General features: G+C 72.5%; 22 protein-coding genes and 1 tRNA gene. 10 read left to right on the top strand and 13 right to left on the bottom strand.

Features of this window, described 5'->3' with window-relative positions; all coding sequences use genetic code 11:
- Positions 1 to 81: 81 nt before the first annotated feature.
- The gene (locus tag FJ658_RS08100; protein ID WP_141144838.1) at positions 82 to 375 is read left to right on the top strand and encodes a hypothetical protein; all 294 of its coding nucleotides are present in this window, start codon (positions 82 to 84) and stop codon (positions 373 to 375) included.
- A gap of 6 nt (positions 376 to 381) precedes the next feature.
- Here the strand turns inward: FJ658_RS08100 and FJ658_RS08095 are convergent, their stop codons facing one another.
- On the bottom strand, positions 382 to 1281 hold the full coding sequence (locus FJ658_RS08095; protein ID WP_181408378.1) for a DNA-3-methyladenine glycosylase: 900 nt from the start codon (positions 1279 to 1281) through the stop codon (positions 382 to 384).
- 215 nt (positions 1282 to 1496) lie between these two features.
- Here FJ658_RS08095 and FJ658_RS08090 point away from each other — a divergent pair.
- The 3 genes from FJ658_RS08090 to FJ658_RS08080 all read left to right on the top strand — a co-directional run bounded on the left by FJ658_RS08090 (position 1497) and on the right by FJ658_RS08080 (position 3619).
- Positions 1497 to 1578 (top strand) — tRNA-Leu (locus tag FJ658_RS08090).
- Positions 1579 to 1731: 153 nt separating this feature from the next.
- Positions 1732 to 2697 carry an intradiol ring-cleavage dioxygenase gene (locus FJ658_RS08085; RefSeq protein ID WP_141144836.1) on the top strand — a complete coding sequence of 322 codons (966 nt, stop codon included), beginning with the start codon at positions 1732 to 1734 and terminating at the stop codon, positions 2695 to 2697.
- 169 nt (positions 2698 to 2866) lie between these two features.
- The gene (locus tag FJ658_RS08080) at positions 2867 to 3619 is read left to right on the top strand and encodes a DedA family protein (RefSeq protein ID WP_255447625.1); all 753 of its coding nucleotides are present in this window, start codon (positions 2867 to 2869) and stop codon (positions 3617 to 3619) included.
- Between the two features lie 2 nt (positions 3620 to 3621).
- On the opposite strand, the gene FJ658_RS08075 is transcribed toward FJ658_RS08080, so the two are convergent.
- From FJ658_RS08075 to murI, 6 genes are all read right to left on the bottom strand, one after another.
- A complete protein-coding gene (locus FJ658_RS08075) occupies positions 3622 to 4896 on the bottom strand; it encodes an Nramp family divalent metal transporter (protein ID WP_141144835.1) in 1275 nt (424 codons plus the stop codon).
- A 78-nt stretch (positions 4897 to 4974) separates the two neighbouring features.
- Positions 4975 to 5625: a metal-dependent transcriptional regulator gene (locus FJ658_RS08070; protein ID WP_141144834.1), complete on the bottom strand. Its 651-nt coding sequence runs from the start codon at positions 5623 to 5625 to the stop codon at positions 4975 to 4977.
- A 16-nt stretch (positions 5626 to 5641) separates the two neighbouring features.
- On the bottom strand, positions 5642 to 6550 hold the full coding sequence (locus FJ658_RS08065) for a cation diffusion facilitator family transporter (protein WP_141144833.1): 909 nt from the start codon (positions 6548 to 6550) through the stop codon (positions 5642 to 5644).
- Positions 6547 to 7137 (bottom strand): RdgB/HAM1 family non-canonical purine NTP pyrophosphatase, encoded by a 591-nt coding sequence (gene rdgB / locus FJ658_RS08060; protein WP_141144832.1) that lies wholly within the window; start codon positions 7135 to 7137, stop codon positions 6547 to 6549. The genes FJ658_RS08065 and rdgB overlap by 4 nt, the downstream gene beginning before the upstream one ends.
- A 2-nt stretch (positions 7138 to 7139) precedes the next feature.
- Positions 7140 to 7928 carry a ribonuclease PH gene (gene rph / locus FJ658_RS08055; RefSeq protein WP_141144831.1) on the bottom strand — a complete coding sequence of 263 codons (789 nt, stop codon included), beginning with the start codon at positions 7926 to 7928 and terminating at the stop codon, positions 7140 to 7142.
- Between the two features lie 58 nt (positions 7929 to 7986).
- A complete protein-coding gene (murI, locus tag FJ658_RS08050) occupies positions 7987 to 8853 on the bottom strand; it encodes a glutamate racemase (RefSeq protein ID WP_141144830.1) in 867 nt (288 codons plus the stop codon).
- Positions 8854 to 8905: 52 nt separating this feature from the next.
- On the opposite strand from murI, the gene FJ658_RS08045 reads away from it, so the two are divergent.
- A complete protein-coding gene (locus FJ658_RS08045) occupies positions 8906 to 10198 on the top strand; it encodes a nicotinate phosphoribosyltransferase (protein ID WP_141144829.1) in 1293 nt (430 codons plus the stop codon).
- A gap of 22 nt (positions 10199 to 10220) precedes the next feature.
- Here FJ658_RS08045 and FJ658_RS08040 read toward each other — a convergent pair whose 3' ends face one another.
- The 3 genes from FJ658_RS08040 to FJ658_RS16980 all read right to left on the bottom strand — a co-directional run bounded on the left by FJ658_RS08040 (position 10221) and on the right by FJ658_RS16980 (position 13802).
- On the bottom strand, positions 10221 to 10442 hold the full coding sequence (locus FJ658_RS08040; RefSeq protein WP_141144890.1) for a DUF3039 domain-containing protein: 222 nt from the start codon (positions 10440 to 10442) through the stop codon (positions 10221 to 10223).
- Positions 10443 to 10506: 64 nt separating this feature from the next.
- Positions 10507 to 12066, bottom strand: coding sequence for a hypothetical protein (locus FJ658_RS08035; RefSeq protein WP_141144828.1), 1560 nt, complete (start codon positions 12064 to 12066; stop codon positions 10507 to 10509).
- Positions 12048 to 13802 (bottom strand): ATP-binding cassette domain-containing protein, encoded by a 1755-nt coding sequence (locus tag FJ658_RS16980; RefSeq protein WP_370454773.1) that lies wholly within the window; start codon positions 13800 to 13802, stop codon positions 12048 to 12050. Before FJ658_RS16980 ends, FJ658_RS08035 begins: the two co-directional genes overlap by 19 nt.
- A gap of 338 nt (positions 13803 to 14140) precedes the next feature.
- Here FJ658_RS16980 and FJ658_RS08025 point away from each other — a divergent pair, with 338 nt between their 5' ends.
- The 4 genes from FJ658_RS08025 (at position 14141) to FJ658_RS08010 (ending at position 17639) form a co-directional block, all read left to right on the top strand.
- A complete protein-coding gene (locus FJ658_RS08025; RefSeq protein ID WP_141144827.1) occupies positions 14141 to 14833 on the top strand; it encodes an NTP transferase domain-containing protein in 693 nt (230 codons plus the stop codon).
- A gap of 82 nt (positions 14834 to 14915) precedes the next feature.
- Entirely contained in the window at positions 14916 to 15752 is an 837-nt protein-coding gene (locus FJ658_RS08020) for an ABC transporter permease (RefSeq protein WP_141144826.1), read from the top strand.
- A complete protein-coding gene (locus tag FJ658_RS08015) occupies positions 15752 to 16591 on the top strand; it encodes an ABC transporter ATP-binding protein (RefSeq protein WP_141144825.1) in 840 nt (279 codons plus the stop codon). The genes FJ658_RS08020 and FJ658_RS08015 overlap by 1 nt, the downstream gene beginning before the upstream one ends.
- 145 nt (positions 16592 to 16736) lie before the next feature.
- Positions 16737 to 17639 (top strand): hypothetical protein, encoded by a 903-nt coding sequence (locus FJ658_RS08010; protein ID WP_255447624.1) that lies wholly within the window; start codon positions 16737 to 16739, stop codon positions 17637 to 17639.
- Positions 17640 to 17643: 4 nt separating this feature from the next.
- Here the strand turns inward: FJ658_RS08010 and FJ658_RS08005 are convergent, their stop codons facing one another.
- A complete protein-coding gene (locus FJ658_RS08005; protein WP_370454772.1) occupies positions 17644 to 18939 on the bottom strand; it encodes a CDP-glycerol glycerophosphotransferase family protein in 1296 nt (431 codons plus the stop codon).
- A gap of 141 nt (positions 18940 to 19080) precedes the next feature.
- On the opposite strand from FJ658_RS08005, the gene FJ658_RS08000 reads away from it, so the two are divergent.
- Positions 19081 to 21921 (top strand): CDP-glycerol glycerophosphotransferase family protein, encoded by a 2841-nt coding sequence (locus FJ658_RS08000; protein WP_141144823.1) that lies wholly within the window; start codon positions 19081 to 19083, stop codon positions 21919 to 21921.
- 47 nt (positions 21922 to 21968) lie between these two features.
- On the opposite strand, the gene FJ658_RS07995 is transcribed toward FJ658_RS08000, so the two are convergent.
- The gene (locus FJ658_RS07995) at positions 21969 to 23045 is read right to left on the bottom strand and encodes a glycosyltransferase family 2 protein (RefSeq protein WP_141144822.1); all 1077 of its coding nucleotides are present in this window, start codon (positions 23043 to 23045) and stop codon (positions 21969 to 21971) included.
- 160 nt (positions 23046 to 23205) lie between these two features.
- Complete coding sequence (locus tag FJ658_RS07990; protein ID WP_141144821.1) at positions 23206 to 24852, bottom strand: S1C family serine protease; 1647 nt, start codon at positions 24850 to 24852, stop codon at positions 23206 to 23208.
- Positions 24853 to 24975 lie beyond the last annotated feature (123 nt).

Here is a 24975-nt window from a genome sequence, read left to right as displayed (position 1 = left end):
CCGAGTTGTCCACAGGGGCGTGGCCATGCGCGCGCGCCCACTCCGCGCCGCGGGCGAGCGACGCGTGCGAGCATGGCGACGATGGATGCCGCGAACCCCGATGCCGACGCGACCCCCGGCCCGGCCGACACCTCCGACCGGGTCGACCCCGCCGACGCGCGTCGCCTCCGCGCCGCCGAGCAGCAGGCCCGCGCCGAGCAGACTCTGGCCCGCATCTTCGCGGGCGGAGATCTCGGCGCCGAGACGCTCGCGCTCTCGAACCGCTTCACCGACGACGCGGCCGAGCGACTGACGCGACGGTGGCGACGACGGCCCGCGACCGAGACCTCGACCGGTCCCGGCGTCGAGCCCGCGACCGAACCGGGGGCCGACTGACCCGCGTCAGCCCTCCGCGGCGCGAGCCCAGAGGTGCAGCATCAGATACGAGCGCCACGGGCGGAACTGCTCGGCGAAGCGCACGACCGCGGCCGGATCGCTCTCGGTCTCGCCCAGCCGCCGCATCCCGAGCCGCACCGCCGAGTCGCCGGGCAGCGCGATGTCGGGTGAGCCGTGGATGCGCAGCACCAGGTAGTCCGCCGTCCACGGGCCGATCCCCCGCAGGCCGATGAGCTGCTCGCGCAGGCGGGCGGGCTCGGCCGGCGCGTCGAGGGAGAGCGCGAGCTCGCCGGAGTCGAGCGCGGCGGCGGCCCCGCGCAGCGTGGTGCGCCGCGACTCCGGACCGCGCAGCAGGTCGGCGCCGCCGTCGAGCAGTTCGCGCGGGGTCGGGAACAGCCGCGTGATCGCGCCGTCGGTCGTCGCCGCGAGCCGCGCGGGCAGCGCGCTTCCGCTGATCGCGATCTCGCGCAGGTGGCGCTGCGCCGCGACGACCGAGATCTGCTGCCCGACGATCGCGCGCACGAGCATCTCGGGCGCGTCGAGCGTGCCCGGGATGCGCATCCCGGGCCGCAGCGCGACCCGCTCCGCCACCGCGGGGTGGCGCGAGAGGGCAGCGTCGATCTCGTCGGCCGGGGCGTCGAGATCGAGCAGAGGCCGCACCCGGTGCTCGACCTCGGCGTGCCGCGCCGCGTCGTCGGAGCTCGTCGTCACGACGACGTGGCGCGCACTCCCCGCCTCCGCCGACCCGATCTCGATGGCCGCCACGATGGGCTCGCCGTCGATCACGAGCGAGCGGCGATAGTCGTGCTCGCCGACCTCCTCGATGCCGGGGATCGCCCGCACCCGCAGGAACGCCAGCACCCCGTCGAGGTCGAGTCGGGGATCGACGGAGAGGATGCTGCGCACCCCTCGATCCTGCCCGGCGCGACCGACATGAGCAGCGCGAGCGACGATCCGAGCCGCATCCGATGGAGCCCTCCCCCGCGAACTGGCGGGTTCGGGGAGGACTCCACCGGATGCGCTGCACGAAGTGTGCGCTCCCGGCGCTCGCCGATCAACCCCTTGCGCGCGCCCGGCGCCGCCGTCAGCGTGGACGCCGCTCCCTAGACTGGAGCCCGCCCGCGGGAGTGGTGAAACTGGCAGACACGCAGGATTTAGGTTCCTGTGCCGAGAGGCGTGTGGGTTCGAGTCCCACCTTCCGCACGACGCACGACGCACGACGCACGGCCGTCGCCGCCGAATTCATAGCCACGGCATAGCCGTCCCACTGTCCGCGCACTGGCGCACCGCGCATCCTCGTCTCAGCTCGCACGACCGACGAGTGACGAGCGGCCCGCCGCGACAGAGGAGACGATCATGGCCCAGGGAATCCCCGACCCCGTCCAGACCCCCGACGGCCCGGCCTACGAGGGCCGGCTGCTGGTGCGCCCCGATGAGGAGGTCGTCGACCAGGGCGCCGGCTTCGACCTGCGCACGCTGCTCGACCGCCGCGCCGTGTTCAGCATCATCGGGATCGGCGTCGGCGCGACCGCGCTGGCCGCCTGCACGAGCACCGCGTCGACCGGCAGCGGCTCGACGAGCACCGCGACGAGCTCGGCGAGCCCGTCGGCGAGCGCGACCGCCGCATCCGGCGCCCTGCCCTCCGCCGAGATCCCCGACGAGACCGCCGGCCCGTACCCCGGCGACGGCTCGAACGGACCCGACGTGCTCGACGAGTCGGGCATCGTGCGCTCCGACATCCGCTCGAGCCTCGGCACGAGCTCGCCCGTCGACGGGGTGCCGCTCACCTTCACCTTCACGATCACCGACATGGCGAACGGCGACGCGCCCTTCGCCGGGGTGGCCGTCTACGCCTGGCACTGCGACGCGCAGGGCCGCTACTCGCTCTACTCCTCGGGCGTCGAGGACGAGACCTGGCTGCGCGGCGTGCAGGTGGCGGATGCGAACGGCCAGGTGACCTTCACCTCGATCGTGCCCGGCTGCTACAGCGGACGCTGGACGCACATCCACTTCGAGGTCTACCCCGCCGTCGGCGACATCAGCGACGCCGGCAACGCGATCGCGACCTCGCAGATGGCGTTCCCCGAGAGCATGCTCACGACGGTCTACCAGGGCTCGGCCTACGACGGCTCGACCCGCAACCTGTCGCAGATCACGCTCGCGAGCGACAACGTCTTCGGCGACGACAGCGGCGTGCTGCAGCTGCCCGCGGTGACGGGCGACGCGACCTCGGGCTACACCGCGGCGCTCACCGTGCGGGTCGACACGACGACCACGCCGAGCGCCGGGGCGACGCCCGGCGGAGGGGGCGGACCGCGCTGATCCGGGCCGGATGTCCGCCGGTCGGGCGAGGGGATGCGCGCCTCCCGTCAGACCAGCGGATGACATTCCCGGCCTCGGTGTCCTCCCTGGGTTCTCTCGAAGCTTTCGGCGAGTACTCTGACCTCACCATCCGCCGATCGCCACGGCGACCGACGCTCTCGGAGTTCTCGTGATCCCTCCCGTCCACACCGCCCTGTTCCCGTTCCTCGATCCGGAGAACATCATCAACATCGCCGGGCCGTGGGCTCTGCTCGTGGTGTGCCTGATCGTCTTCGCCGAAACGGGCCTGCTCGTCGGCTTCGTGCTCCCGGGAGACACGCTGCTCGTGATCACCGGACTGCTGACGTTCAGCGGCACGATGACCGACCCGCCGGCGGGCATCCAGATCCCGATCTACCTGGTGTGTCTCGCCATCGCGTTCGCCGCCTTCCTCGGCGGCGAGGTCGGGTACCTGATCGGCCATCGCGCGGGTCCGCGGATCTTCGAGCGCAAGGAGAGCGGGCTCTTCAGCCGCGAGAACGTCGATCGCACGAACCGGTTCTTCGAGCGTTTCGGCCCGTTCGCGATCATCGCGGCGCGCTTCGTGCCGATCGTGCGCACCTTCGCGCCCGTCGCCGCCGGCGTCGGGCACATGAACTACCGCCGCTACTCGCTGTTCAACGCGATCGGCGCGCTCATCTGGGGCGCCGGGCTGACCTTCTTCGGCTTCCTGCTGGGCTTTGTGCCGCCGATCGCCGACTTCGTCAAGAACTACATCGACGTCATCCTGATCATCGCGGTCGTGGTGGCGATCGTGCCGACCGCATTCCACACGATCCAGTCGTTCCGCAAGGCGAAGAAGGCCCGCCTGGCCGGCGCGCCGACGACCGCGACCGGATCGCTCGCGCTCGACCTCGACGACGACGGCGCGCCGAAGGCCTGAGCTCAGCCGCCGCTGACCAGCAGCACCACGAGCACGACGTTGAGCGTGCTGAGCAGCGCGACGGCGACGACCGCGAGCACGGTCGTCCACCAGCAATTCGCCGACGCGCCCATGACCGCGCGCCGCGAGGTGAGCACGGCCAGCGGGATCAGCGCGAAGGGGATTCCGAACGACAGCACCACCTGGCTGATCACCAAGGCGAGGGTCGGCTCGACGCCGCTCGCCACGATCGCCAGCGCCGGCACCAGGGTCACGGCACGCCGCAGCAGCAGCGGGATGCGCACGCGTAGCAGTCCGCGCATGATCTCGGCGCCCGCGTAGGCGCCGACGGAGCTCGACGCGAGTCCGGAGGCGAGGAGTCCGACCGCGAACAGCGTCGCCACAACCGGGCCGAGGGCCGTGCGCAGGGCGGCGTGGGCGCCCTCGAGGGTCTCGGTGCCGCCGACGCCCTGCAGGGTCGCCGCCGCGAGCACGAGGATCGCCACGTTGACCGTGCCGGCGATCGCGAGCGCGACCGTCACGTCGATGCGGGTCGCCCGCAGCACGCGCGGCAGGCGTGCCCCCTCGACGCGGCCGAAGCGGTCGCGGGTCAGGGCCGAGTGCGCGTAGATCGCGTGCGGCATGACCGTCGCGCCCAGCACCGACGCGGCCAGCAGCACCGAGCCCGCATCCTCGAAGCGCGGCACGAGACCGCCCAGCACGCCGGTCGCCGATGGCGGGCTGACGACGACGCCCGCGCAGAAGCCGATGGCGATGACGGCGACGAGGCCGATCACGACGCGCTCGAAGGCGCGCGCGCCGCCGCGACCGTGCAGCGCGAGCAGCACGAGCGACACGGCTCCGGTGATCGCGCCGCCGAGCAGCAGCGGCAGGCCGAACAGCAGGTTGAGCGCGATCGCGCCGCCGACGATCTCGGCGACGTCGGTCGCCATCGCGACGGCCTCGGCCTGCAGCCAGTAGGCGCGGCGCAGCCAGCGCGAGCGGATGCGCCGGCCGAGGATGCTCGGCAGGCTCTCGCCCGTGACGACCCCGAGCTTGGCCGAGAGGTACTGCACGAGCCAGGCGATCGCGTTCGCGCCCACGACGACCCAGACGAGCAGGTAGCCGTAGCGCGCCCCGGCGCTCATGTTGCTGGCGACGTTGCCGGGGTCGAGGTAGGCGACGCCGGCGACGAGCGCCGGACCGAGCAGCAGCGCGAGCCGCGTGCCCGAGGGGGCGGCGGTCGGGGTCTCGCGCGCGCCGTCGACGGTGCGGCTGTCGCGCGTGCGCAGGGTCATGGAGCTCGCAATCGGGATGCGGCGCGATCACCGCGGGTTTCGGTCGACCGAAAACAGGTTTTCGGTGGGCCGAAACTATCACCCCGCCGGCTCGACGACCACCCACATCGCGTTCTCGGCGCCGACGGACAGCTCCCCCGCCCGCACCGACGAGTCGAGTCCCACGCCGGCGTCGGCCAGCTCGCGCAGCACGGCCGGGTCCTCGTCGCTGATCCGCACCACACGCCCGGCGACGCCGCGGGTCACCTCGGCCACGAGCAGACCCGTGGATGCGGGCACCGCGCCCTGCGCATCCGGGATCGGGTCGCCGTGCGGGTCGCGCACCGGGTGGCCCAGTCGCGCGTCGATCGCGTCGAGCATCCGGTCGCTCAGGGCGTGCTCGAGCACCTCGGCCTCGTCGTGCACCTCGTCCCAGCCGTAGCCGAACTCCTGCACGAGCCAGGTCTCGACCAGGCGATGACGGCGCACCATGCGCAGCGCTTCGGCCTCGCCGGCGGGGGTGAGCGTGATCGCGCCATAGCGCGCGTGCTCGACGAGCCCTTGGGCGGCGAGGCGCTTGACCGTCTCGGTCACCGACGACGGCGAGAGTCCCAGTCGTTCGCCGAGCCGCTTGGGCGTGATCGGGTCGTCCTGCCACTCGGTGTGGCCGTAGATGACCTTCAGGTAGTCCTCGACGACCTCGCTCGAGGTGCGCGCGACCCGAGCACCGCCGCCGCTCGACCCGCCGATGCCGCTGCCGGCTCCGCTAGCGATGAGCGTGCTCCTCGCGATCGGCGTGCCCCGCGGGCTCGAGCTGGAACGTCGAGTGCTCCACGTCGAAGTGCCCGTGCAGGCAGCCCCCCAGCCGGTCGAGCATCGCGCCGGTCTCGCCGCGCTCGAAGATCTCGTCGTCGACGACGACGTGCGCCGTGAACACCCGGCTGCCCGAGGTGATCGACCAGACGTGCACGTCGTGCACGGCGACCACGCCCTCGGTGTCGCGGATGTGCTCGCGGATCTGCTCGACGTCGGTGTCGTGCGGCGTCGACTCGAGCAGCACCCGCACGACGTCGCGCAGCAGCAGCAGGGCGCGCGGCACGATCAGCGCCGCGACCAGCAGCGAGGCGACCGCGTCGGCGGGCATCCAGCCGCTCAGCAGGATGACGACACCGGCCGCGAGCGCCAGAATCGACCCGATCAGGTCGCCGAGCACCTCGAGGTAGGCGCCGCGCAGGTTGAGCGACTCGCGGTCGCCGCCGCGCAGCACGAGCAGGCTCACGACGTTCGCGCCGAGGCCGACGACCGCGACGGTCAGCATCGGCAGCGACGACACCTCGTGATCGGCCGGCTCGACCAGACGACGGATGGCCTCGATCGCCACGAAGACCGCGACGCCGATCAGCAGCAGGCCGTTGAGCAGCGCGCCGAGCACCTCGAAGCGCTGGAAACCGAAGGTGTGCCGCGCGGTCGCCGGGCGCGTCGCGACGAGCGAGGCGACGAGCGCGATCACGAGGCCGATCACGTCGCTCGCCATGTGGCCGGCATCGGCCAGCAGGGCGAGCGAGCCCGAGATCAGGCCGCCGACGACCTCCGCCACGAGCACCGTGCCCGTGATGGCGAGCGCGATCGCGAGCCGCGTGCGGTTCGCGGCGCCGTGCCCGTGGTCGTGGCTCACGCGTCCAGGGTAGAGCGCACGAACCCGATCAGCGCTCCAAACGCCTGAGCCCGGTGGCTGATCGCGTTCTTCTCGTCGGCGCTCAGCTCCGCCGCGCTGCGGCTCTCGCCGTCGGGGCGGAAGATCGGGTCGTAGCCGAAGCCGCCGACTCCCGCCGCCTGCTCGAGCACGGTGCCCGCCCAGCGGCTCTCCTCGACATGCTCGACCGAGCCGCCCTCGCCGGGCAGCACGAACGCCGCGGCGCAGACGAACGCCGCGCGGCGATCGGTCTCGCCCTCGAGGTTCGTCAGCAGCAGGCGCAGGTTGTCGCCGTCATCGCGGGTGCCCGCGTACCGGGCCGAGAAGATCCCGGGGGCGCCGCCCAGCGCATCCACGGCGATGCCCGAGTCATCGGCGATCGCCGGCAGACTCGTGTGTTCGGCAGCGGCGCGGGCTTTGATGAGCGCGTTCGCGGCGAAGGTCTCGCCGTCTTCGACCGGCTCCGGGCCGTTGTAGCCGACGAGCTCGTGCTCGCCCAGACGATCGCCCAGGATGCGCCGCAGCTCGTCGACCTTGTGCGCGTTGTGCGTGGCGAGCACGATCTGCATCGTCAGCTCCCGACGCGGCCGAGCGCCTCGGCGATCGCGTCGCCCTCGAGTCCGAGCGCGGCGCGCTGCAGGCGGGTCAGCTCGGCCGTGCCGCCGAGCCCGAGGTCGAGCAGGCGGTCGAGCTCGCGCTTGTCGAAGGGCGCGCCCTCGGCGGTGCCCTGCACCTCGACGAACAGTCCACGGCCGGTCGCGACGATGTTCATGTCGGTCTCGGCGGTCGAGTCCTCGGTGTACATCAGGTCGAGCAGCGGCTCGCCCTTGACGATGCCGACGCTGATAGCGGCGACCGAATCGGTGAGCGCGACGGCCTTCTTGCCGATGAAGCCGCGCTCGCGACCCCACTCGACCGCATCCGCCAGCGCGACGTAGGCGCCCGTGATCGCCGCCGTGCGGGTTCCGCCGTCGGCCTGCAGCACGTCGCAGTCGAGCACGATCGTGTTCTCACCCAGCGCCTTGGTGTCGATGACGGCGCGCAGGCTGCGGCCGATCAGGCGCGAGATCTCGTGCGTGCGCCCGCCGACCTTGCCCTTCACGGCCTCGCGGTCCATGCGGTCGTTGGTCGACCGGGGCAGCATCGAGTACTCGGCGGTGACCCAGCCGCGGCCCTTGCCGGTCAGCCAGCGCGGCACGCCATTGGTGAACGAGGCGGTGCAGAGCACCTTGGTGCGGCCGAAGGAGATGAGCGCGCTGCCCTCGGCCTGCTCGCTCCAGCCGCGCTCGATCGTCACGGGGCGCAGCTGGTTGGCGGCGCGGCCGTCGGCGCGGGGTCCGGATGCGGTGCTGTCGGTCATCGGTATCCTCTCGGGCGGGTCGTTCGGTGAAGCGGGTGACGAGCGGGTGTCGAGCGGGTCAGCGCGCGCCGTCCTGCAGCCGCACGGGCAGCGGGATCGTGCCGGTCTCGAAGGTCTCGACGTGCGTGACCTCGGGTCCGAGGAAGCGCGCGGCGAGACGGCGGAAGCCGGCCTCGTCGGCGCCGGTGGCCTCGAACTCGCGGCGGGCGGGGGCGTCGCCGTCGGCGGCGATGCCGTGCGAGACGAGCACGCGGTAGACGTCGGCGGCGGTCTCGTCGGCGCTCGAGACGAGCGTCACGTCGGGACCCATGACGTAGCTGATGGCGGCCGAGAGCAGCGGGTAGTGCGTGCAGCCGAGCACGAGCGTGTCGACGCCGGCGGCACGCAGCGGGGCGAGGTACTCCTCGGCGGCGGCGAACAGCTCGGGTCCGCTCGTGACGCCGGCCTCGACGAACTCGACGAAGCGCGGGCACGCCTGCGTGGTCAGCCGGATGTGCGCGGCGGCCGCGAACGCGTCGTCATAGGCGCGGGAGTTGATGGTGCCCTCGGTGCCGATCACGCCGATGTGGCCGTTGCGGGTGTTGCGCACGGCGGCGCGCACGGCCGGCTGGATCACCTCGACCACCGGGATGCCGTAGCCCTGCTCGAAGCGCTCGCGCGCATCCCGCAGCATCGCGGCCGAGGCCGTGTTGCAGGCGATCACGAGCGCCTTGACGCCCCGCGCGACGAGGTCGTCGAGCACCTCGAGGGCGTAGCGGCGCACGTCGGCGATCGGCTTCGGGCCGTAGGGCGAGTGCGCGGTGTCGCCGACGTAGAGCATCGACTCCCGCGGCAGCTGGTCGAGGATCGCGCGGGCGACCGTGAGACCGCCGACGCCGCTGTCGAACACGCCGATCGGGGCGTCGGATGCGGGTGCGGGCGTCACGTGTCCCGAGCCTACCCGGGCGCTCGCGACGGCGGAGTCCTAGGCTCGGCGCATGACCAGCGCGCTGCTGACCGACCGCTACGAGCTGACGATGATCGACGCTGCGCTGCGCGACGGGCGCGCGCTGCGCCCGAGCGTCTTCGAGCTGTTCGCCCGCCGCCTGCCGACCGGACGCCGCTACGGCGTCGTCGCCGGCACGGGCCGCTTCCTCGAGCTGCTGCGCGACTTCCGATTCGGGGATGCGGAGCTCGCCTGGCTGCGCGACGAGCGGGTCGTCTCGCCCGCCACGATCGAGTTCCTCGCCGATTTCCGCTTCTCGGGGCGGGTGCGCGGCTATCGCGAGGGCGAGCTCTACTTCCCCGGCTCGCCCCTCCTCGTGGTCGAGGGCAGCTTCGCCGAGGCGGTCGTCGTCGAGACGCTCGCGCTCAGCGTCTTCAACTACGACTCGGCGGTCGCGAGCGCCGCGGCGCGCATGGTGTCGGCCGCCGACGGCCGCCCGCTCGCCGAGATGGGGTCGCGGCGCACCGGCGAGCGCTCGGCGGTCGCCGCCGCCCGCGCCGCCTGGATCGCCGGCTTCGGCGCCACCAGCAACCTCGAGGCGGGCCGCACCTGGGGCATCCCGACCATGGGAACCGCCGCCCACTCCTTCACGCTGCTGCACGCGAGCGAGGAGGAGGCCTTCCGCGCCCAGATCGACGCGCTCGGCGCCGGGACGACCCTTCTCGTCGACACCTACGACATCGCCGACGGCGTCGCGACCGCCGTGCGCGTGGCCGGACCCGAGCTCGGCGCCGTGCGCATCGACTCGGGCGATCTCGCGCCCACGGTCGCCGCCGTGCGCGCGCAGCTGGATGCGCTCGGCAATCAGCGCACGAAGATCACGGTGACGAACGACCTCGACGAGTTCGCGATCGCGGGCCTGCGCTCGGCGCCGGTGGACTCCTACGGCGTCGGCACCGCCCTCGTGACCGGGTCGGGCTCCCCCGCCGCCGGGATGGTCTACAAGCTCGTCGCCCACCACGACGCCGACGGCGCGTGGGTCAGCGTCGGCAAGAAGTCCGAGGCCAAGGCGACCGTCGGCGGTCGCAAGCAGCCCGTGCGCCGTCTCGTCGACGGTGTCGCGGTCGAGGAGACGATCCACGTCGAGGACCCGCCGGCCGGTCCCGAGGCCGGGCGCACCCTGCTGGTCGATCTCGTGACCGACGGCGAAGTGGATGCGCAGGCCATCGGCATCGAGGGAACTCGCCGGGCGCGCGAGCACCACGCCGCCGCGATCGCGGAGCTGCCCCTCGAGGCGCAGTCGCTCGCGCGGGGCGAGGCCGCGATCCCGACGGTCTACCGCTGAGCGGTCGCCCGGCGCGGAGCGGTCAGTCCTTCATCCGCTCGTAGATGCGCTGGCAGTCGGGGCACACCGGGAACTTCTCCGGGTCGCGACCCGGGATCCACTTCTTGCCGCAGAGCGCGCGCACGGGCTTGCCCGAGAGCGCCGACTGCAGGATCTTCTCCTTCTTCACGTAGTGGGAGAAGCGCTCGTGGTCGCCCTCTTCGAGCTGCGCGTCCTCGAGCAGCTTCTCGAGCTCGCGGTCCATGACGTCGACGCCGCCGGCGCCGCCCTCATCCGGGTTCTGCGTTCTGCTCTGGAAGTCCACGCACTCAGTTTCGCACGGAGAAGGCGACCAGCTCCGGGCCGCGCAGCTCGAAGCTGCGACCGCCGACCAGGATGCCGACGATCGCGACGATCAGGCCGATCCCGACGCCGGCGAACAGCGCGATCGTGCCCCACGCCCCGCCCTCGAGGAACCAGAGCACCGTCGCGGCCGCCGCGGGGGCGACCGTGAGCAGCACGGCCGAGAAGCTCAGGGTCTGCGCGCCGGCGCCGCTGCTCGAGCTCGACGGGGCCTCGAAGCCGCCCGCCCCGGGCGGAGGGGCCGCATAGGGGAACCGCGCCGAGACCGCGCTCGAGACGCCGATGCCGCCCAGCAGGGCCGCGGCGCCGAGCCCGATCAGCGGCGGCACGAGCGCGGCGTCGCCGCCCGCGAGGGCGCTGAGCGGAACGCCGACCGCGAGGATCACGACGCCGATCACGAACGGCGGGATCGCGCGGCCGAGCCGGTCCCAGACGCCGCGCACCCCGGCGACGACATGGCTCCAGACCGCGCTCGAGTCGAAGGCGACGTCGTTGTGCATGGTCGCCCAGCCGAGCACCAGCAGCATGGCGGGAACCGGGATGAGCGCGAAGTACTCGGCCGGCACGCGGCCGACCACGCCCGCGGCCAGCGTCACGATCGGGATGACCGGCAGGGCGAGCAGCGAGACGCGGTAGCGCGGGTCGCGCATCCAGTAGGTCGCGCTGCGCGCCGTGATGGCCGCGAGGCGGCCCGCCGGCACGAAGCGGAACCCGCCGAGCGCCGAGTCGACGACCTCGTCGGAGCGCGGCGCGCGGCGACCGTGGAACTCGCGCGCGATCACCGACCACCAGCCGAGTCCGAGCAGCACGACGACGCCGAGGCCGATCAGCACCACACCCCAGGGAGAGCGGCCGTCGGCGACCAGGCCCGGGGCATCCCACAGCGCCCCGAAGGGCGTGGCGGCCAGCAGTCCGCCGACCGGCACGAGCGCGGCGCCCAGGTAGCGCGGGTCGGCGAGTGTCGGCACGAGCACGATCGCGACGATCGCGAGCAGCACGACGAGGGCGGCGGCGCGCACCACCACGCCGTGCTCGCGACGGGCGAGCCAGGCGCCGAGTGTCGACCCCAGCCGCACCAGCTGCAGGCCCAGGATCACGAGTAGCACGCCGGCGACCACGGCCACGCCGACCGCGCCGGGCACGGCGGCCCAGCCGCTCGACACGATCGCAACGTAGAGCACGAGCAGCACTGCGGGCATCGAGATCAGGTCGGTCAGCGGGAGGACGAGCGCGAGGAACCCGGGCGGGATGCCGTAGCCGACGAAGCCGCGCGCGTGCAGCGGCTCGTCGCGCGCGCCGATCACGGGCACGAGCAGGCAGACCAGCAGCGCGAGCGCGCCCGCCGTGGTCACCGCCGGACGGAAGATCCAGTCGTTCGCCGATGCGAGACCCGCGATCGCCGAGGCCAGCGCGATCACGCCGACGATCGAGACGGCGGCGAGCACGAGCGAGACGAGTGCGCCGCGGGGCGTGCGCAGACGGTTGCGCAGCAGCGTGAGCCTCAGCCTCAGAAGCTCTGCAACCACTCCATGCCCTCCACCGCGCCGGCGCCGCCGGCGAGCTCCACGAAGCGGTCCTCGAGCGACATGCCGCCGAGCACGTCGCGCATCGAGCCCGAGGCGAGCACCGAGCCCTCCGCGATGATCGCGACCTCGTCGCAGACGCGCTCGATCAGGTCCATGCTGTGGCTCGAGAGCACGACCGTGCCGCCAGCGGCGGCGAAGCGACGCAGGATGCGGATGATCGCCGCGGTCGAGACCGGATCCACCGACTCGAAGGGCTCGTCGAGCACGAGCAGCCGCGGCGCGTGGATCATCGCCGCCGCCAGCGCGATCTTCTTCGTCATTCCGACCGAGTAGTCGGAGACGAGGCGGCCGAGCGACGAGGTCAGGCCGAAGGCGATCGCGAGGTCGCGGCTGCGCTGCGCGATCGTGGCGCGGTCGAGGCCGCGCAGCGATCCCGCGTAGTGCAGCAGCTGGGCGCCGGTCAGGCGGTCGAAGAGACGCAGCCGGTCGGGCAGCACGCCCATGCCGTCGGTGCGGGCGCGACGCGACGCCCAGACCTCGACGCCGCCGACCTCGATCGAGCCGGCATCCGGCCGCAGCAGTCCGGTGATCATCGACAGGGTCGTGGTCTTGCCGGCGCCGTTCGGGCCGACGATGCCGAAGAACATGCCCGCGTGCACGGTCAGATCGACGTCGCGCACGGCCTTGACCGAGCCGAAGCTCTTGCTCAGCCCGCGGATCGTCAGCGCGACGGCGGGGAGATCCTCGGGATCGGCGTCGGGCGTCAGCACGCTCTGCAGCACGGCGTCGGCGACGTGCGCGCTCGGGTCGAGCACCAGCTCGCGCTCGAGCACCGGCTCGTCGGGCTCGGCTGCAACCGTGGTGGGCGTGGGCGTCTCGACCTCGACGGTCTCGCTCTCGGTCACGATCCGCACCGAGGTCGTCGGCACGTCGGACTGCGGCAGGTCGATGGAGGGCTCGACTGCCGACTCGATGACGGGGGCGTCCTCGGTCACAGGAGAATCCTCGCCCTGATCGTCGGCGCTGACCAGGGGGTCGACCCGGATCTCCTCCTCGGGGATGACGCCCGCCCCCGCGGGCGCGTCGCCCCCGGGAGCGTCGGAGACGACCTCGGCCGCCGTCTCCTCAGCGGGAGCCTCGATCACGACATCCGCCTTCGGCTCGGTCTCGACGACCTCCGTGGTCGCCTCGGTTTCCACAACCTCCGTGGTCGCCTCGGTCTCGACGGCCTCGGACTCGACGGCCTCCGTCTCGACCTCCGGGGCCTCCGTCTCGGCGGCATCCGTCTTCGCGGGAGCGTCGGCGGCGACCGTGCTCGGCGCCGGGGCGTACGCCCGCGACACGGGCTTGCGGGTGCGCGGATTCGTGGCCGCGCTGCGGCTGCCGGCGCCCTTCGCGCGCGACGTCGACGAGGTGGATGCGGACCCCGCGGCGCGCGCGGCGGCTCCCGTCGATCGCGAGCTCGCGGCGCTGCCGCGCGAGGTCTTGCGCGTCGGCGAACTGGGCTTGGCCGGGGCGTCGTCGCCCGTCGCCGCGGGCTTGCGCGTGCGCGATGCGGTGCTGCGCGGAGCGCGCGCCGCACGGGGCGCGGGAGCGCCGTCGGCGGGAGCCGCGTCAGCCTGCTCCGCCTTCGTCGACGCGGCCTTCGAGGCCGCCGTCGAGCGGGATCGCGGGGTGGTCCGACGGGGAGCCGCGGGGGCGCCCTCGGCGTCCGGAGCGGGCTCGTTCGTCGTCACCCGACAACTCTACCCATGCTGTTGTCGAGAGAAACACACGGTCGTCGGAGCGTGACCGGCTGTCACCGACGGGGTGGACAGATCGGGTTCCCGAGCTCCGCGGGCCGGGTCACGAAGCGGTCACGAATACATTGCAGAACCCTGGGCACGCGTGACCCGGAATAGTTCGCCTGGCTAAACTTCGAGCACACGACGTGGTGTCTGATTCGAGTCGGCGCGGTGAACTCCGCTTGAACCGCGACATCTTCGCGGAACAGCCGGTGACGCGCAGGAGACGAGCTCCCGCGAACATCCCGCGCACAGACTCGCAGACGCCCCTGATCGAGGAGAATGCACACGTGACCACGCAGATCGTGATCCTGGCCGCCGGAATGGGCAGCCGTCTCGGCCGCTCGCTGCCGAAGCCCCTCACCGAGCTGAGCGACGGCCGCACCATCATGCAGCAGCAGTTCGACAACATCCGCGCCGCCTTCGGCAAGAAGGCCAAGGTCACGATCGTCGTCGGCTACAAGATGGAGTACATCGTCGAGGCCTTCCCGCAGGCCGAGTTCGTCTACAACGAGCAGTACGACCAGACCAACACCTCGAAGAGCCTGCTCCGCGCGCTCAAGGCCACCAAGGACGGCGGCGTGCTCTGGATGAACGGCGACGTGGTCTTCGACCCGGCCGCGCTCATCCGCGCCTCGGAGCTCGTCGAGGGCGACCGCAGCTTCGTCAGCGTCAACACCGCGAAGGTCTCCGACGAGGAGGTCAAGTACACGGTCGACGCCGAGGGCTTCATCGACGAGCTGTCGAAGACCGTCACGGGCGGTCTCGGCGAGGCCGTGGGCATCAACTACGTCGCCGGCCGCGACAAGGCCGCTCTCATCCGCCAGCTCGGCAAGGTCGGCGACCAGGACTACTTCGAGCGCGGCATCGAGCTCGCGATCGAGCAGGACAAGGTGCGCTTCGAGCCGGTCGACATCTCCGACCTGTACGCCGTCGAGGTCGACTTCGCCGAAGACCTCGAGCGCGCGAACCTCTTCGTCTGATCGACGCTCGCCGAGCCGGTCGATCCGACACAGCGACATCACTGGCGGTCCGCTTCGGCGGGCCGCCAGTATCGTTTGACCCGTGACCCGCACCACCGTCAGCAGCGCGCCCGTCGTCGGGCGCACCTGGTCGCCGGCGACCCGCTATCGCCGCTCGCTCTGGCTGCTCACCTCGCGCGACCTGCGCGTGCGCTACTCGACCTCGGCCCTGGGCTGGGTCTGGTCGATCCTCGATCCCCTGCTCATGGCGGGCATCTACTGGTTCGTGTTCACGCAGGTCTTCCAGCGCGGCATCAACCACGAGCCCTACATCGTCTTCCTCATGGCGGCGCTGCTGCCGTGGACCTGGTTCACCGGCGCCGTCGGCGACAGCACGAAGGCCTTCACCCGCGACGCGAAGCTCATCCGCTCGACCACGATCCCCCGCTCGATCTGGGTCACCCGCATCGTGCTCTCGAAGGGCATCGAGTTCCTGCTGAGCCTGCCCGTGCTCGCCGCGTTCATCGTGATCTCGCAGTTCACCTCGACGCCCGCGACGCTGAACTGGCAGCTGCTCTACTTCCCGCTCGCGATCGTGCTGCAGGCTCTGCTCACGACCGCGATCGGACTCATCGTCGCGCCGCTGGTCGTCTTCTTCCGCGACCTCGAGCGCGCCGTGCGACTGCTGCTGCGCCTGGCGTTCTACGCCTCGCCGATCATCTTCAGCCTCGACGACCTGCGCCGCGTGCACCCGACCTTCGAGGTGATCGGCTCGCTCAACCCGCTGACCGGCATCATGTCGCTCTATCGGGCGGGCATCTTCGCGAAGGAGCTCGACCCGTTCTCGATCCTCATCAGCGTCGGGATGACCGCGGTGCTGCTGATCGTCGGCGTGCTCGTGTTCCGTCGCTGCCTGCCGGCCGTGCTCAAGGAGATCTGATGAGCGAGACGACGAGCTCCTCCCCCGGCCCGGCGGCCGCGCATCCCGACCCCGATCTCGCGATCCGGGTCTCGGGCGTCGGCATCCGGTTCAAGCGCAACCGCAGCTCGCGCCGCAGCTTCAAGGACCTGCTCGCCGGCCGCAAGCGCCGCACGCGTCCCGGCGAGTTCTGGGCGCTGCGGAACGTGGACTTCGACGTGACACCCGGCGAGGCCATCGGCGTCGTCGGCCGCAACGGCCAGGGCAAGTCGACCCTGCTGAAGCTGGTCGCCCAGGTCGTGCTGCCCGACGAGGGCACGGTCTCGGTGCGCGGCGGCGTCGCCCCCCTGATCGAGATCACGGGCGGGTTCGTCGGCGACCTGACGGTGCGCGACAACGTCTACCTCACGGCCGGGCTGCACGGGATGCGGCGCCGCGAGATCGACGAGGCCTTCGACGAGATCATCGACTTCGCCGAGATCGCCGACTTCGTCGACACCCCCTACAAGCACCTGTCGAGCGGCATGAAGGTGCGCATCGCCTTCGCGGTGATCGCCCGGCTCGAGGAGCCGATCATCCTCGTCGACGAGGTGCTGGCCGTGGGCGACAAGGCGTTCAAAGAGAAGTGCTACCGGCGCATCGAGGAGCTGCTCGCCGGCGGTCGCACGCTGTTCTTCGTCTCGCACAACGAGCGCGATCTGCTGCGCTTCTGCACGCGCGGCCTCTACCTCGACAAGGGCGCGCTCGTGCTGGATGCGCCGATCCAGCAGGTCGTCGACCGCTACAACTCGGATTACGGAACGAAGAAGCCGGCGGCCAAGGCCCCCGCTGCCCGCGCAGCGAAGCCCGCCGCCGACTGAGCGTCCATTGTGCCCACGGCGTCCATGCCGCCTGCGGAATGGATGCCCCTCGCCCGGTAACGGATGCGACACAGCTTGCTGGCCCTCCCCTGAGTCGGGGCCGGGAACCCGGTCGCGCACCCGAGCCCCGGTCTAGGTTGACCCCATGCCCACCCCGAAGCCCCCGAAGGCCCTGCGTCGCGCCGCCGAGGGCGACGTGCATCCGAAGGTCGCCGGCGGGTTCGACCGCCTGCTGAGCGTTCAGCGTCCGGTCGTGCTCGCGCACATCCGCGGCATCCGCGCCCGCCACCCCGAGGCCTCGCCCGCCGAGGTCATCACGATCCTGGAACGGCGCTACCTCGCCGCGGTCACCAGCGGCGGCGCCGCCGTGGGCGCGGCCTCGGCGATCCCCGCGGTCGGGGTCGGCGCCTCGATCGCGCTCTCCGGCGTCGAGACGGCCGGGTTCCTGGAGGTCAGCGCGCTGTTCGCCCAGTCGGTCACCGAGGTGCACGGCATCCCCGTGACCGATCCGGATCGCGCCCGGACCCTGGTCATGACCATGATGCTCGGCGGAGGCGGCGTCGAGCTGCTGCAGCAGTTCGCCGGTCAGGCCGCCGGCGCCGGCGTGGCGCGCTCGGCGTTCTGGGGAGAGATGGTCTCGTCGTCGCTGCCGAGCGGCGCCGTCGGCATCGTCGCCGACCGGCTCAAGTCGGCGTTCCTCAAGCGCTTCGCCGCGTCGCAGGGCGCCTCGGTCGTCGGCCGCATGATCCCCTTCGGCATCGGCGCCGTGATCGGAGGAACGGGCAGCCACCTGCTCGGCCGCAAGGTGGTCACGTCGTCGCGCACCGCGTTCGGGGCGCCGCCCGCCGTCTTTCCGGCGGAGCTCGAGCCGCGCATCCGGGCCCCGCGACCTTCGGGCGAGCGTCGCGGACTGCGCCTGCCCGACGTGCGGCTGCCGCTGCGTCGGCGTGCCGCGACGGACGAGCCCCTGGATGCCGTCGGCGGCACCCACGTGATCGACTGGCGCCGCCGAGACGACCAGACCGACCGGGCCGACGCCGAGGTCTGATCGGTCAGTCGCCGGTCGCGGGCATGCCCTCCTCGTCATCCTCGTCGTCGAGGGGGTCGCCGCTGTCGCGCTCGGGCGCGTCGCCGGCGTGGATCGCCGCGTGGCGATCCCATTCGGCGGCGAGGTGATCGATCGCCGCGTGGAAGCGGCGCGTCGCCGAGCCGGGAGCGGTGTCGCCGAAGTGGTGGCGCGCCCAGTGAGCGAGGGTGGCCTGCGCCTCGGCGTCGCGCAGCACGCGGTCGACGTCGCCGAGCACGTCGCCGGCGCGGTCGGCGAACAGCCACTCGGCCGAGCCGAGGTAGCCGCCCTCGTCGACCTCGGCCTCGGGCGCGAGCGGACGGGTCACGATGATCGGCTTGCCGGTCGCGAGGCGGTCGTAGACCATCGCCGACACATCGGTGATCGCCACGTCGGCGGCGGCCAGCTGCCAGCCCATCTCGGGGCCGTCGTCGACGACGTGGTGAGCCGACGCATCCCGCTGGTTGGCGGCGGCGATCGCCGCGATGATCTGCTCGTTCGCGGCGCGGTACGCGGGGTCGAGCACGCCGCTGCGCGGATGCGGACGGTAGATGAGCCGGTGGCTGGGCGAGGCGAGCACGGCCTCGGCCAGAGCGACGCCGTGCGAGGCGATGGAGCCGTAGAGCGCGGCGGGGCGGTCGCCCTCCCAGGTCGGCGCGTAGAGCACCACGATGCGGTCGTCGTGCGGGTACGGGGTCGTGCCGGCGAAGTGGTCGGCCTGCGGACGCCCGATCTCGATCGCGCGCTTGTCGACGTCGAAGTCCCAGAGCTTGCGTGAGAGGCGGTCGATCGCGGCCGGGCCGGCGACGAGCGCGTAGTCGTACGACTTGAACTGGTTCGTCGTCATGTACATCTTGTCCGACTCGCCGTGGTTGATGAACGTGTGCCACATGCGGCCGTAGCGGAACATCTGGAAGTTCTTCGTGTTCTGGTTCACGTAGAGCACGATCTTCAGCTTCTGCTGGTCGACGAACTCCTCGAGCTCGGTGACCTTGCGCAGGTAGAGCACCGGCAGCCCCGACTCCTCGTTGATCGTCAGCGCCGCGCCGGGGCTGCGGGTGATGATCGCGACGGGGTGCTCGGCCGACAGCTCGCGCAGCGGCGCGTACCACTGGCGGATCTGGTAGAGGTTCGTGCGCGTGTCGGCGAAGTAGACGGCGACGTCGATCGAGTCGACGCGGGGGCGGGGGAACTCGGCCTGGCGCTGCGCGATCTCGCGCCGCGTGCGGCGGGAGCGGAGGATGTTGCGCAGAACGCGCCGGGCAGAGCGGATGTCGTTCATCAGCGGCACCCGAACATCCCAGCACAGCCCGCGAGAGCCGGGTCGCGATCCGGGGGATCGTGCCAGAATCGTGAACTAGTCGCTCCAGCGGCGGCGCGACGGGCCGTTCCAGCGGCAGAAGGGAACGGACCCGCACCACCCATGGCGAGCTTCACCTTCGGCGCCGGGAATCTGCGCAAGCTGCTGCGCCTCCCGCTCTACGCGCTCGGCGCCGCCGCATCCCTCGTGGTGCCGCGTCGCCGCGACCTCTGGGTCGTGGGTTGCGGAATCGGGCTCGGCGAGGGCGCCGTGCCGTTCTACGAGCTCGCGCGCGAGCGGGCTGCGACGACCGCCGACGGACGCCCGCGACGCGTCGTCTGGCTGGCCTCCGACGACCGCGAACTCGCCGCCGCGCGGGCCCGGGGCTGGGATGCGCAGCTCAAGCACGGCCGTCACGGCTTCGCCCTCACGCTGCGCGCTCGCGTGGCCATCGTCACGCACGGCTTCGGCGACGTGAACCGCTTCGGCACCCGCGGGGCGACCGTCGTGCAGCTCTGGCACGGCATCCCGCTCAAGCGGCTGCATCTCGACACCCCCGCTGCGCTGAAGCTCTCGCCGCTGCCCGACCACCGGCTCGTGCGCGCGGTCATGGCGCGGGCGTACCGCGTCGCGGGGCGGGGCATCTCGCTGTTCCCGGTCGCCTCGGAGCTCGTGGCGGGGCGCATCTCGAGCGCGTTCGGCGTGCCGCTGTCACGCCTGCCGATCACGGGCGACATCCGCGACGACGTGCTGCTGCGCGGTGACGCCGACGCACGCCGGGCCACCGCCCGTGCGCTGGTCGAAGGTGTCGTCGGCGATCTGGGCGGCGGACCGGTGCTGCTCTACGCCCCCACCTGGCGCGATGGCGCACCCGACCCCGCCGCTCCCGACGGCACCGGCTGGGCCGCGATCGCCGACTGGCTGGAGCGGAACGACGCCACGCTCCTGGTGCGCAGCCATCCGCTCGGCGTCGGCGACTACCTGGCCGGGGCGGCTGCGTCGCCGCGCGTGCGGATGCTCGGCTCGGATGCGCTGGGCGACGTGACGCCGGCGCTCAGCGCCGTCGACGTGCTCGTCACGGATTACTCCTCGATCGCCTACGACCACGCGCTGGCCGGCGGCCACGCCGTGTTCCTGGCCCCCGACCTCGAGCAGTACGGCAAGAAGCGCGGACTCTACGAGCCCTACCGCGACTTCAGCGGCGGAGACCACGCCATCGACTGGACGGGCGTTCTGAGTCGTCTGGATCGTCTGCTGGCCGATCCGGCCGACGCCGAGCGGCACCGTCGCCACCTCGTGCGCGAGCACGTGGACCACCTCGACGGCCACGCGGCCGACCGGGTGCTCGCGACGCTGCTGCGGCGGCTCGGCGAGCACGTGCCGGCGGGTCTGGTCGGCGTGGATGCGCGTCCCGTCGCCCGCCCGCGGGTCTCCGGCCTGGCGCTCGGGCTCGACGCGGCCGGCGCACCCGAGCTGACGGTGACGCTCGTGGTCCCGGCGAGCCCCTCCGGTGCCGCCGATCCCCCGGGGACGTCGGCCGCTCCCCCGCGGGTGCGCCTCGAGGGCGCCCGCGCTCGCGTCGACGGCGTGGTCACGGCGACCGCCGACGGGCTCGTGGCGCGCATCCCCCTCACCCTGTCGCGGTGGGGCGCCGACCACCTCGCGCTGCCGTCGGGCGACTACCGCCTGCAGCTGCTGGTCGACGGCGACGAGCCCTCGACCCGGCTCGACGTCGCGACCGGCGTGCGCGCCGGAGCGCCGTATCGCCTCGAGCACGAGTTGGAGCACCTCGCCGCCGAGCCCGTCGACGGCGGGCTGCGACTGCGCGTCGCGCCGCCCCTCGCGGCCGACGAGCGCGGCCGCGCCGCCCAGCGTCGACTGCAGACGGCGTACTTCCGGTCGATCTTCCGCCCCGAGGATGCGGTGTTCCTCGAGAGCTTCTACGGCCGCACGGTCGCCTGCAATCCCGCCGGCGTCGATCGCGCCCTCGCGCGCCTGCGCCCCCAGACCACCCGCTACTGGAGCGTCGCCGACGCCTCCGTGCCGGTGCCGCCCGGCGCCGTGCGCGTGATCGAGGGCTCCCGCGCCTGGTGGCGCGCCCGCGGCGCCGCGCGCGTGCTGATCGTCAACGACTGGCTGCGCAAGCGCTTCCTGCGGCGCCGGCACCAGACCGTGCTGCAGACCTGGCACGGCACCATGATCAAGCGCCTCGCCCTCGATCGCCCGGGCCGCGGACTGCGCACCCGGCTCGCCGTGCGGCGCGAGAGCGACCGGTGGGACGTCATGCTGGCCCAGAACGACTACTCGGCCGCCGTGTTCCGCCGCGCCTACGCCTTCTCGGGCCCGATCTGGGAGCTCGGCTACCCGCGCAACGACGTGCTGCGCGATGGCGACCCGGCCGCGGTGCGACGACGGATCGGCATCCCGGCGCAGGCGCGCGTCGTGCTCTACGCGCCCACCTGGCGCGACGACCGCACCGAGATCGTCGACTACCTCGATCTCGAGGGCTTCGCCGCTCGTCTGCCCGACGACACCGTGCTGCTCGTGCGCGGTCACTCCCGCACGCTCCCCTACGGTCGCGACCTGCGCGGCGATCGGCTCGTCGACGTGACCACCTACCCCGATGTCGCCGACCTGGTGCTGGCCGCCGACATCCTCGTCACCGACTACTCGTCGGTCATGTTCGACTTCGCCGCCACCGAGCGCCCGATCGTGTTCTTCACGCCCGATCTCGCGCACTACAGCGAAGACCTGCGCGGCTTCTACTTCGACCTGCTCGCCGAGGCGCCCGGACCGGTCGTGTCGACGCGCGACGAGCTGCTGCAGCTGCTGAGCGGGGATGCGCGCGCCGGCGAGTTCGCCGAGCGCCGCGCCGAGTGGCGCGCCCGCTACGCGCCGAACGACGACGGGCATGCGGGTGAGCGGGTCGTGCAGCGTCTCCTCGACGAGGGCCGCCTGGGCTGAGGCCGGCGAACCGGCCGGTTCAGGGCCGGCGGTCCACGAGTCGCCGGTCAGGACTCGGTGCGACTCGTGTCGACGGCGTCGCGCGCGCCGCGCAGCAGCCCCACGACGAAGCCCCACGCCCAGCTCAGGTGCATGACGGCGAGCACGCCGGCGAATCGGATGCGGTCGGCGAGCGAGCCGCTCGTCGTCGCCGCCGCCAGCACCAGCAGGGCGAGGTAGGCGAGCGGACCGAGGTAGGCGAGCGCGAGGATCCAGCCGAGAGCGCCGTGGAGCACGCCGGTCGCGTGCAGCGGCAGCAGCACGACCGAGACGACGAGCGACAGCAGCAGCACCGGAGGGGCGAAGAAGCGCACCGGGTTGCTGCCGCCGAGACGGCGGACCAGCTCGCCGCGCCAGATGCCCGTCGCGAGGAACTGCCGCGCCAGACGCGCGAAGGTGCTGCGCGGCCAGTACGTGACCTCGAGCTTCGGGTCGAGCCAGACCAGGTAGCCCGCGCGACGCAGACGGTGGTTGAACTCCCAGTCCTCGCCGCGGCGCAGCGTCTCGTCGAAGCCGCCCACCGCATCCACCGCCTCGCGGCGCATGATGCCCATGTAGGCCGACTCGGCGGGCCCCTCGGGCACGTCGTCGCCGCCGTGGTACGCGCCGCCGCCGAGACCGAAGCGGCTGTTGTAGGCCCGCGCCACAGCCGCCTGCACGCCGGGCCTGCCCGTCGCCTGCATGACGCCGCCCAGGCTCGCCGCTCCCGTGCGGCGCAGCGTCTCGACGCCGCGGAGCGTGTATCCCTCGGCGAGCTCGGTGTGCGCATCCACCCGCACGATCACGGGATGCGAGCTCGCGGCGATCGCGCGGTTGAGGCCGATCGGGATGTCGCTCTGCGGGTTGTCGACGATGCGGATGCGCGGCTCGGCCGCGGCCAGCCGCTGCACGATCGCGTCGGTGCCGTCGGTCGACGGGCCGAGCGCCAGCACGAGCTCGCTCTCGCCCGGATTCCCCTGAGCGAGGATGCTCGCGACGGCCGACTCGATGTAGCCCGCCTCGTTGAGCACCGGCATGACATAGGAGACCCCCGGCTGCTCCGCGAGGGGAGGCAGGGCGGGGGCGTCAGACGGAGTCGGGTCCATCGTGCTCTCCCGGTCCGGGCGGATCGTCGACCGTGCGCCGACTCGTCGCGAGCCTAGCAGTCGGCCGAGAACCCGATCCGTGTCCGTGTCGGCACCAGACATGGCTCGGGGCCGCACGCCAGGGGATGGCGGGCGGCCCCGAGTCGGAGCTGCGTGCGGGTCAGCTGGAGTAGGTGCCCAGCGTGACCTCGACCGTCGTGGCACGACCGTCGCGCACGTAGGTGAGCTTCGCGGTCGAGCCGCCGGCCTCGGCGCGCACCTGCGCTGTCAGGTCGGTCGCGCTCGTGATCGGGTGGCCGTCGAACTCGGTGACGACGTCGCCCTTCTGCAGGCCCGCCTTCTCGGCGGCGCCGCCCGAGACCGGGGTCTCGGCGATGACGGCGCCGACGGTGCTGCTGCTCTTCAGCGTGGCGTCGGAGACCGAGGCGCCGAGCAGGCCGTGCGTGGCGGTGCCGTTCGCGATGATCTCGTCGGCGACGCGCTTGGCGAGGTTCGCCGGGATCGAGAAGCCGACCCCGATGGAGCCGGACTGGCTGCTCGACGAGGAGCTGCCGCCGGCGCTCGCGATCGCCACGTTGATTCCGATGAGCTTGCCCTCGTCATCGACGAGCGCACCGCCCGAGTTGCCGGGGTTGATGGATGCGTCGGTCTGGATGACCGGGATCGAGATCGAGCTGGTGGCGCCGCTCGACGAGCTGCCGCCCTGCTGGTTGTTCCAGAAGTCGAAGGGGCTGCCGTCGTCGCTGCCGCCGTTGCCGCCCTGGTTCTGGTCGCCCGTGTCGGGCGCGGCCGAGGAGGCGATCTGGATGCTGCGGTCGAGTGCGCTGACGATGCCGTCGGTGACCGTGTTCGACAGGCCGAGCGGGGCTCCGATCGCGATCGCCGCATCGCCGACGTTGAGCTTGTCGGAGTCGCCGAAGGTGATCGGAGTGAGGTCATCGGCCTCGATCTTCACGACCGCGAGGTCGACCGTCGGGTCGGTGCCCACGACCTTGCCCGCGAAGATGCGGCCGTCGCTGAGGGTGACCTCGATCGTCGCGTCGCCCGAGGCGCCGTCGAGCGTGACGACGTGCGTGTTGGTGAGGATGTAGCCCTTGTCGTCGAGGATGACGCCCGAGCCGGTGCCGGCGGCGCTCGTCGACGAGGCGGAGATCGTCACGACCGAGGGGGTCGCCTTCGCCGCGACCGCGGTGGTCTGGTTGACCGATGTCGAGTCGTTGACCGTCACCGTGGTGGGTCGGGCGGAGTCCGCGCTCGTCGTGCCGACCAGCGACGACATGGTCGCGGCCGTCACCCCGGCGCCGCTGGCGCCGCCGAGCACGGCGCCGATCGCCAGAGCGGCGATGATCGGCACCGCGGCGGAGCGCTTGCGTGTCTTCGGAGCCGGCGCGCCGCTGCCGGTGACGCCGGGCTGAGCGGTCGCGTAGGCGTAGTCGGGCGCGGCGGCAGCCGGACCGAATGAGGCGCCCGGAGCGGATGCGCCGGCCTCGGCGGGGGCGGCGAAGGTCGGGGCCGCGTGCGGGGCCGGAGCCGGCTGGGTCGCGCCGACGGGCTGCGTCGCCGAGGCGGGCGAGTGCGACGCCGGGGCGCCGAAGGCGGCGGGGGCCGCGTAGGCGCTGTGGTCGCCGCTCTGCTCGGCGCCGTAGCCGAACGCCGGCTGCGCCGGAGTCGGAGCGGGGGCGGCGGGGGCGGAGCTGTCGGCGTCGACCTGCGGCGCGGTCGCCGCGTCGGTCGAGCCGGCTTCCGACGAGCCGGGCGCGGTCGAGCCGGTGGGCTCCTCGTCAGGGGTGCGGGAGTTCTCGGTCATGTCGGTGGTGCTCCTTTCCAGCGGTGCCAGATTCGCGGCGCTGGATGTGCGATCTCTATGTCGACCCTGGGAGCGTACTTCAGCCTTCCTTCGTGAACGTCGCGAGCCACGACCCGCGCCGCG

Origin of the sequence: Schumannella sp. 10F1B-5-1, from assembly GCF_006517535.1 — a bacterium.
Lineage (GTDB): Bacteria > Actinomycetota > Actinomycetes > Actinomycetales > Microbacteriaceae > Schumannella.
The sequence above is the reverse complement of the archived record's forward strand: the minus strand, read 5'-3'. Positions and strand labels throughout refer to the sequence as shown.